The sequence below is a fragment of the Candidatus Sororendozoicomonas aggregata genome (assembly GCF_031528575.1).
GTDB lineage: Bacteria > Pseudomonadota > Gammaproteobacteria > Pseudomonadales > Endozoicomonadaceae > Endonucleibacter > Endonucleibacter aggregata.
Map to the genome: position 1 here is coordinate 1 of NZ_JAVLSP010000121.1, position 8,479 is coordinate 8,479.

8 protein-coding genes are annotated in these 8,479 nt (G+C 45.1%); 3 read left to right on the forward strand and 5 right to left on the reverse strand.

Annotated features, from left to right (window positions below):
• Nucleotides 1–133: 133 nt before the first annotated feature.
• The 5 genes from V4C51_RS16115 to V4C51_RS16135 all read right to left on the reverse strand — a co-directional run bounded on the left by V4C51_RS16115 (nt 134) and on the right by V4C51_RS16135 (nt 6,433).
• Nucleotides 134–1,069, reverse strand: a complete 936-nt coding sequence (locus V4C51_RS16115; RefSeq protein ID WP_330927207.1) for an L-lactate dehydrogenase — start codon at nt 1,067–1,069, stop codon at nt 134–136.
• A 163-nt stretch (nt 1,070–1,232) separates the two neighbouring features.
• On the reverse strand, nt 1,233–2,474 hold the full coding sequence (locus V4C51_RS16120; RefSeq protein ID WP_330927208.1) for a hypothetical protein: 1,242 nt from the start codon (nt 2,472–2,474) through the stop codon (nt 1,233–1,235).
• Between the two features lie 416 nt (nt 2,475–2,890).
• Nucleotides 2,891–3,907, reverse strand: a complete 1,017-nt coding sequence (gene ilvC / locus V4C51_RS16125; protein ID WP_330927209.1) for a ketol-acid reductoisomerase — start codon at nt 3,905–3,907, stop codon at nt 2,891–2,893.
• Between the two features lie 304 nt (nt 3,908–4,211).
• Nucleotides 4,212–4,703 (reverse strand): acetolactate synthase small subunit, encoded by a 492-nt coding sequence (ilvN, locus tag V4C51_RS16130; RefSeq protein ID WP_330927210.1) that lies wholly within the window; start codon nt 4,701–4,703, stop codon nt 4,212–4,214.
• The gene (locus V4C51_RS16135) at nt 4,703–6,433 is read right to left on the reverse strand and encodes an acetolactate synthase 3 large subunit (RefSeq protein ID WP_330927211.1); all 1,731 of its coding nucleotides are present in this window, start codon (nt 6,431–6,433) and stop codon (nt 4,703–4,705) included. The genes ilvN and V4C51_RS16135 overlap by 1 nt, the downstream gene beginning before the upstream one ends.
• 247 nt (nt 6,434–6,680) lie before the next feature.
• Here V4C51_RS16135 and V4C51_RS16140 point away from each other — a divergent pair, with 247 nt between their 5' ends.
• The 3 genes from V4C51_RS16140 to V4C51_RS16150 all read left to right on the forward strand — a co-directional run bounded on the left by V4C51_RS16140 (nt 6,681) and on the right by V4C51_RS16150 (nt 8,339).
• Complete coding sequence (locus V4C51_RS16140) at nt 6,681–7,076, forward strand: DUF4124 domain-containing protein (RefSeq protein ID WP_330927212.1); 396 nt, start codon at nt 6,681–6,683, stop codon at nt 7,074–7,076.
• Between the two features lie 268 nt (nt 7,077–7,344).
• Complete coding sequence (locus tag V4C51_RS16145; protein ID WP_330927213.1) at nt 7,345–7,533, forward strand: DUF397 domain-containing protein; 189 nt, start codon at nt 7,345–7,347, stop codon at nt 7,531–7,533.
• Between the two features lie 614 nt (nt 7,534–8,147).
• Nucleotides 8,148–8,339 (forward strand): DUF397 domain-containing protein, encoded by a 192-nt coding sequence (locus V4C51_RS16150; protein WP_330927214.1) that lies wholly within the window; start codon nt 8,148–8,150, stop codon nt 8,337–8,339.
• Nucleotides 8,340–8,479: the final 140 nt, after the last annotated feature.

The following is an 8,479-nucleotide window of genomic DNA, read 5'->3' on the forward strand; positions in this document are numbered from 1 at the left end:
ATTTAAGCAAATTCATCGGAAAATATGGCCGCTCTTTCTGGATTTCAGGCCGAAATTGCCTTAAGTCCGACAGGCTCCCAGCTATTAACCCAGTAATAATAACAATTTCTGCCCAAAATTCCTTTAGAAAAAACTATAAATTTTTATACTCCTGTAAAACAGCGGCTGATTTTTTGATACCTTCCAGTTCATTTTCGTCGATATTACCGGGTATAAGGCTCTCAACACCCTGGCTGTGAATTAAGGCAGGAAGGCTCATACAGACGCCATCAATGCCCAACTCACCTGTCAGCCTTGCCGTTACCGGTATAATACTGTGCTGATCCTTTTGAATGGCCTGGACAATATGATGAATAGCCAAACCAATGGCCCAGTTTGTATGCCCTTTTTTGCTGATAATGTCATAGGCCGCCCTGATGACCTGTTTGGACATGTGATCACGTGCAACACTATCAATACGCTTACCATTGATTTCATGATTGATAATGGACATACCAGCCACTGAAGCAGAACTCCAGACGGGGATTTCAGAGTCCCCATGCTCTCCCAAAACATAGGCATGAACCGATTTCGGCGATACACCGTAGTAGTCTGCCAGCAAGGTTCTAAAGCGGATGGTATCAAGCAGCGTGCCTGTTCCAATGACTCTGTGATGGGGACGCTCGCTGAGGGTTTGCATTGCCTGTGTTAATACATCCACAGGGTTACTGGCTATTAACAGTAATGCGTCGGGCGCGTGGCGATCAAGGGATTCAGCGATAGACTTAAAAACGACAATATTGCGTTTAAGCAACTCTAACCGGCTTTCATCAGGACTGGACTGACCGACACCGGCACAAATAATAACGATACCCGCTTCTTTCAAAGCAGAAAAATCATCGGCAACAATATTACAACGCCCGACCAGAGGCTGGGCGTGCATCATATCCAGTGCTTCACCTTCTGCCTGTGCGGTATTTTTATCCACAAAAATAAGTTCGCTGGCCGCCTTTTGCTGAAACAATGAATAAGCTGCCGCCATTCCAACAAAGCCAGTACCTACAATGCCAATGCGATGGAGATTCTTCATAACTGCCTCTCAATGTAGATGGCGCAAAGATAACACTGTCGATCATAAAAAAGCCAATAATAAAGAAAAGCCACTGATTAGTGGCTTTTGGGGAGGCTGCGGTGAATTCCGTTAAATGAATTCAGCCGTTGATCGCTTTTAACTTGCCGGGGCCTTTCCTCTACTAATAGTGCCAGCGGACACCACCAAAGACACTCCAATCCTTAATACCGTCTTTCAAAGATTGGATATAACGCTCACCATTTAAACTATCAAGCTCATCGTAGTTGGCACCGGCATAGAGAGAAAATGAGTCAGTCACACTCAGTTCACTGTGAAGCTGATACCCTGTTCCATACCCCATGATTGCATGGCCTTGCAGCGTCAGACCACTCATAACGGGTAATTCTTTTCTCATACCTACGGTGTACTCTGTGGCTGACTTGCCTTTATAGACATGCTCAACACCCAGCGTGAGGTGCAAGTCATCGTTAAACTGATAGCCCGTATCCATTTTCATGGAAATACCACGCGTTGTTGCATAGCTGGTAAACTCGGGTATTCTAAATCCGTGAAACGCCCACTGGTTCAGCTCTGTTTTACCGTTTTGAACATAGTCTGAAATACCCAGAAAATATTGCCAGGTGCTGGCACTTAGCAATAGCGCGACAATGTTGGCTTGTTTAAGGTCATCTGTTTCTGCATCTATGCCCATATTTTGATAGGCTTTCTCAATTTCTTTTAAATCATTACCATCATCATCGTCATCCACTTGATACTTCAGGGAGGAGGCTTTTCCCAAGATAATGCTAAGCCCCTGGCTAAGATGAGCACCGTTAAAATACAGCTGGTCTTGAAGATAACTGGCATAAGCCATCTCGGCATTTATGCCGGCGGCACTGGTAAAAACCTCCACATGGTCAGCGCCACCATTGTTAGCAATATACTCTGCTGCTTTATCATCAATCTGAAAATAAGGATTGCCTATTGGCTGAGTCCAGCCACCAGATTTTCCAAAGCTACTAAAGTAATAAGGGAAAAAGCTGTCTTCTCCATTGTCAAATTCATACTTAAGTCCGCCTGCTGCCATCCTGCTGCCATGGGATTGCTCATGAAGTGCCTTTAGAAAAGATTCATCCATGACAAATCCAGCCAGCAGTTCAGCACCAATAAACACCCCCGCTCTGCTGCCATTGCTGTGTCCCCACCGATCCGTCGCCCAATCCACCCCTATACTTCTGAGAACGGTGGTATCTTTACCAAATGACATCAACCCCCGAATATCCTGCTGCTGATCACTGCCTTGAATATAACGGGAGTCAAAGGTAATACTCCTGTCATTAGCCCCGGCTATTTGTGAGCATGCGGTACTTATAAATGCACTGAGTGTGGCAATAATGAAACCCTTCCCTGATTTTATGGTCATTGCAGTCTTCCTTGACTTTAGTGTTTATTGGTTTTCCAAATAAGTATTTCCCCAGTGGTTACACTTAGCAGAAAAGTAATAAAATCACAATACGAATGTAATTTATCTTAGAAGCAGTCTTAACATTGCAGGAAAAAGCCGTTCTGAGAATGCCTCGTCTCCCTGTTCAGGTCATTTAATTTTATTTTATGCTTTAAACGAGGATTTTTTTTACAGGAGACAGGAGTATGCTTAATTAGCCACGGGTATCAGATCAACACAGGAGCCTGTCGGACTTATGCTTTCGAGCATAAAATTCTGGCCGCACTTTCTCGCACTTTCTCGCACTTTCTCGCACTTTCTGGATTTTAGGCCGAAATTGCCTTAAGTCCGACAGGCTCCTGGCCCGCTTTGGACTGCGGGCTATTCTATACAGGTTAGTTCTTGGCCTTATCAACCAGCTTGTTTTCAGTGATCCACGGCATCATTTCACGAAGACGGGCGCCCACCTGCTCAATGGGGTGCGCCGCGTTATTACGACGGCAAGCGGTCATTGATGGATAATTAGTGGAACCTTCCAGAATAAATTGCTTGGCGTACTCACCGTTTTGAATGTTTTTCAGCGCCTGGCGCATGGCTTTTCGGGACTGTTCATTGATAACTTTAGGCCCTGTCACATACTCACCATACTCCGCATTGTTAGAGATGGAGTAGTTCATGTTAGCAATGCCGCCTTCGTACATCAGATCGACAATCAATTTCAGTTCATGCAGACACTCGAAGTAAGCCAATTCAGGGGCATAACCCGATTCAGTGAGCGTTTCAAACCCCATTTTCGCCAGCTCAACCACGCCACCACAAAGCACGGACTGCTCACCAAACAGGTCGGTTTCAGTCTCATCTTTAAAGGTTGTTTCAATAATGCCGGTACGGCCACCACCCAAGCCAGCCGCATAAGACAATGCCACGTCACGCGCCTGGCCCGAAACATCCTGGTAAACAGCCACCAGCTCGGGTACACCACCGCCTTTTAAAAATTCTGAACGCACCGTATGGCCCGGCGCCTTCGGTGCCACCATTATTACGTCCAGATCAGCCCGAGGCACAATCTGATTGTAATGAACACAGAAGCCGTGAGCAAAAGCCACCGTCGCGCCTTTTTTCAGGTTTGGTTCAATCTTGGTTTTGTAAATCTCAGCTTGTAACTCATCCGGGGTCAGAATCATCACAACATCAGCAAAACGGACCGATTCAGCGACTTCACTGACAAACAGCCCCGCTTCTTCTGCTTTGGACCAGGAAGATGAATCTTTACGCAAACCAACAGTGACATCAACACCAGAGTCTTTCAGATTGTTCGCATGGGCATGCCCCTGAGAACCATAACCGACAATTGTCACTTTTTTGTTGCGGATAATAGAAAGGTCACAATCTCTGTCGTAACAAATCTTCATTTTGTATCTATACCCCTTTGAACACCCTTGAAATTACCAAAAAATATTGGCAAAACACTAAACTAGGAGGCTGTCGGACTTAAGACAATTTCGGCCTGAAATCCAGAAAGCGCGGCCAGAATTTCCGATCAATTTGCTTAAATAGGTCAACTATTCGCACAAATTGATCGAAAATTCTGACTCGCCCTACTGAATTTTATGCTCGAAAGCATAAGTCCAACAGGCTCCTAGCTAAAAACACCAGACTTGCGCCAACCTGTTGTGAAGGTCTTACGGTCCACTTTCCACAACGATCAGAGCCCCCTTACAACGCCAGCATCCTTTCACCGCGCGCAATACCGATTAACCCGCTGCGCACAACTTCAAGTATCTGCGTTTCATTCATAGTTTCGATAAAACCATCAAGTTTATCGGAAGTACCAGCCAGTTGAATGGTATACACCTGGCTGGTGACATCGACAATCTGCCCACGAAAAATATCTGCTGTTCGCTTGAGCTCATCACGCATGGAACCTTCTGCACGCACTTTAATCAGCATCAACTCCCGCTCAATGTGGGGGCCATCGGTCAATTCCACCAGCTTAACCACATCCACCAGCTTGTTGAGCTGCTTGGTAATCTGCTCAATGACTTCAGGCTTGCCGAAGGTGGACAGCGTCAACCTTGATAAGGTGACATCGTCCGTAGGGGATACATTCAGTGTTTCTATATTGTAGTTACGCTGAGAAAAAAGGCCGACGATACGGGATAAAGCGCCCGGCTCATTTTCTACCAGTACAGAGATAATCCGTCTCATCAGGTCTTCTCCGTTTTACTCAGCCACATATCGTTCATGGCACCATCTTTCATTTGCATGGGGTACACATGCTCATCAGGGTCCACCTGAATATCCATAAACACAAGGCGATCTTTTAATGAAAACGCTTCTTTCATAGCCGGTGCCAACTCTTTTGGATCAGTCACCCTGATACCTGCATGACCATAAGACTCAGCCAGCTTGACAAAATCAGGCAATGACTCCATATAAGAGTGGGAATAGCGGCTGCTGTATTGCATATCCTGCCACTGTCGTACCATACCAAGGGCACGGTTGTTCAGGTTAATAATTTTGATATTCAAGTCATACTGAAGACAGGTTGACAACTCCTGAATATTCATCTGGATACTGCCTTCACCTGTGACACAAACCACCTCAGCATCTGGAAAAGACAGTTTGATAGCCATAGCAGCAGGCAATCCAAAGCCCATGGTGCCCAAGCCGCCGGAGTTAATCCAGCGGTTCGGTTTGTCAAACAGGTAGTACTGTGCAGTAAACATCTGGTGCTGACCTACATCAGAGGTAACGTAGGCATCACCACCGGTGATATCGTACAGCGTCTCAATAACCTGTTGTGGTTTCAGTACCAGCCCCTGTTCGTCTTTCTCGTAGGAGAACAAGCCACCTCTGTGTTGTTTCCAATCGTTAAGCTGATCCCACCAGCTATCCATAGCCTCAGGGTCAAGCTGTTTTCCTGACGCATTTATCTGGCTGAGCATCCCCTCAATAACAACACCTACCGGACCAACAATGGGGATATCCACGGGTACGTTTTTAGCAATACTGGCCGGATCAATATCCACATGAATAATCTTGGCATGGGGGCAAAACTTTTTCAGGTTGCTGGTAACACGGTCATCAAAACGCACGCCAAGGGCCAGAATTAAATCCGCGTTGTGCATTGCCTGGTTGGCGCAATAACTGCCATGCATGCCCAGCATGCCAATAAACTGAGGGTCTGTGCCAGGAAAGCCGCCCAATCCCATCAGGGTATTGGTCACAGGCATATTGAGTTCTTTTGCCAACCGGGTCAGTAAACCAGACGCTTTATCCAGAATAACACCACCACCGCTGTATATTATTGGGCGACGCGCATTCATCAGCAGCGCTACTGCTTTTCTTATTTGACCCGTATGCCCTTTTGTTGGTGGAGTATAAGAACGAACACTGACAGTCTCAGGGTAGGAATAGTGGTATTTATGGGCAATATCGGTAATGTCTTTGGGCAAATCAACGACCACAGGCCCGGGGCGACCGGTTTGCGCCAGATAAAAAGCCTTTTTAATGGTCACGGGGATGTCTTCGGCACGTTTCACCAGAAAGCTGTGTTTCACGATAGGACGGGAAATACCCACCATATCAACTTCCTGAAACATATCACTGCCAATAAAGCCGGAAGGCACCTGTCCCGATAGTACCACCATGGGTATCGAGTCCATATAAGCCGTGGCAATCCCTGTGATCGTGTTAGTAGCGCCCGGCCCGGATGTGACCAAAGCGACGCCCGCCTTTCCTGTTACCCTGGCGTAACCATCTGCCATATGCGTGGCAGCCTGTTCATGACGCACTAGAATATGGGTTATTGCATCTTGCCTGAAAATAGCATCGTATACATGTAGGAGCGCCCCCCCCGGATACCCATATATATACTCAACCCCCTCACTCGCCAGTGAGCGAACGACCATGTCTGCGCCTGATAAAAGCTGCATCCGCTAACTCCAGCCCTTATATAAGACAGTGTCTTATATTTGTTTTCAATTTATTTTAAAAACGCATTCTTGACTGTAGTTTTTTTTGAGTCAATAGAAAAGTAGAAATAAGTAGATGATAACTGTAAAATATTCTCAGTAACCCATACAGTAATAGCAAAAACACATAAAAAAACGACAATTTTATGACATTTTAACTGTATCGTTGAATCTGGTATAAGTGGTAGATCAACAAGGATGGTTGATCATGAAGAAGATAATCATACTCTTGCTTCTAGCGCCAGGGCTATTGACAGCAGACAAACTCTACAAATGGCTTGATAGTGAAGGCGTCATTCAATACTCGTCCTCCCCGCCTGAGCCTGCTTCAGTTGAGGCAACCAACAAGGTTGATATTAATGGTCTCGTCTCCTTCGAAAAACATTCACGACCTCTCCCTGATTTACCACAAGTCACTGACAACAGAAAAAAACGTGAGTCCTCCCGCTGTCAGGCACTCAAAGCTGACCTGTACACCTTACAGTATCATCACCGTGTAAGGATCAAACTACCAAGCGGGGAGTACAGCGAGCTAAGCCCGGAAGAAAAGCAGGAAAAGCTTCGCGAAATCACTAAACTGTTTGAGCAACAGTGCGCACGATAAAAAATCTAGGAGCCTGCTTAAAATAGACCTGACCGGGTGTATTATCCCCCAACCTCTGGATAATGTCGCTCGACATTATCCAACTGAGCGGCATTATCAAATGCCTTCAGAAACACACTCATACCTCACACTTAAAAGCCATTGCTGTAAGGGTTTTTAAGTGTGAGGTCTATATGCGTAAAAAAAGTAAAATAGATGTATAAAGCCGTTTATATGAATTTTTCTTACTAGAATTCTACTTGGGTTAACCACCTAAAGAGAGTTTCCCATGAAGAGTCAGAAGTTTATAAAGTCATCTTTCAGCGCACATAGCCGTGCTTGTGTAGAAGTCGCTAAAGATGATGATCGTATTCTAGTAAGAGACAGTAAAGACCCGTCTTGCAAGCCTTTATCTTTTACCGAAAAAGAATGGCTGGCATTTATAAAAGGCGCAAAAAATAATGAGTTCGACTTATAAAAAAGACGCTTAGAGGCCTTCTCAATCAAACGGTCTAATGCCAGGAGCCTGTCGGACTTAAGACAATTTCGGCCTAAAATCCAGAAAATGCGAGAAAGTGCGAGAAAGTGCGAGAAAGTGCGGCCAGAATTTCCGATCAATTTGCTTAAATAGGTCAACTATTCGCACAAACTGATCGAAAATTCTGACTCGCCCTACTGAATTTTATGCTCGAAAGCATAAGTCCGACAGACTTCTGGCTCCCATGAACTTAACACGCTTCATCGACTGCGGTAACGGTCTGTATATACTGGCAACACCGCTGAGGTGGCAGTTAATCCGGGCCTTTAAAAAGACCATGAGCAGCTTTCTGTGTTTTCGGCTTCCCAACCGGACAAAGCCTAACCCACCACCTGATCAAGCTGACCTATGATATCCAATAAAACGGTGGGAACAGACGACTACATAAAGAGCTTCTCTGAAGGGAACAATCCCTATAAACCATCTATTGTAAGGACTTTCAATACAGAGTCTCTATATACGTAAAAAAAAGCAAAATAAATGTATAAAGCCATTTATATAGGGTTTTTCATACTATAGTCCTACTTGGGTTAATCGCTAAAAGAGAGTTCCCCATGAAAAATAGAGAGTTTATAAAATCATCCTTCTCCTCTCCAATGGACGATCTGTGTGTGGAAGTTGCTAAAGATGATAATCGTATTCTAGTAAGAGACAGTAAAGACCCGTCTTGCAAGCCTTTATCTTTTACTGAAAGAGAATGGCTGGCCTTTATAAAAGGCGCAAAAAATAATGAGTTCGACTTTTAAAAAAGGCGCCTGAAAGCCTTCTCAATCAAGCGGGCTAATGTTAGGAGCCTGTCGGACTTAAGACAATTTCGGCCTAAAATCCAGAAAGTGCGAGAAAGTGCGGCCAGAATTTCCGATCAATTTGCTTAAATAGGTCAACT

Excerpts from the sequence above, each read along its gene's own strand:
- V4C51_RS16115 (WP_330927207.1), bottom strand. The coding sequence starts at position 1,069 with ATGAAGAATCTCCATCGCATTGGCATTGTAGGTACTGGCTTTGTTGGA.
- V4C51_RS16120 (WP_330927208.1), bottom strand. The coding sequence starts at position 2,474 with ATGACCATAAAATCAGGGAAGGGTTTCATTATTGCCACACTCAGTGCA.
- ilvC (WP_330927209.1), bottom strand. The coding sequence starts at position 3,907 with ATGAAGATTTGTTACGACAGAGATTGTGACCTTTCTATTATCCGCAAC.
- ilvN (WP_330927210.1), bottom strand. The coding sequence starts at position 4,703 with ATGAGACGGATTATCTCTGTACTGGTAGAAAATGAGCCGGGCGCTTTA.
- V4C51_RS16135 (WP_330927211.1), bottom strand. The coding sequence starts at position 6,433 with ATGCAGCTTTTATCAGGCGCAGACATGGTCGTTCGCTCACTGGCGAGT.
- V4C51_RS16140 (WP_330927212.1), top strand. The coding sequence starts at position 6,681 with ATGAAGAAGATAATCATACTCTTGCTTCTAGCGCCAGGGCTATTGACA.
- V4C51_RS16145 (WP_330927213.1), top strand. The coding sequence starts at position 7,345 with ATGAAGAGTCAGAAGTTTATAAAGTCATCTTTCAGCGCACATAGCCGT.
- V4C51_RS16150 (WP_330927214.1), top strand. The coding sequence starts at position 8,148 with ATGAAAAATAGAGAGTTTATAAAATCATCCTTCTCCTCTCCAATGGAC.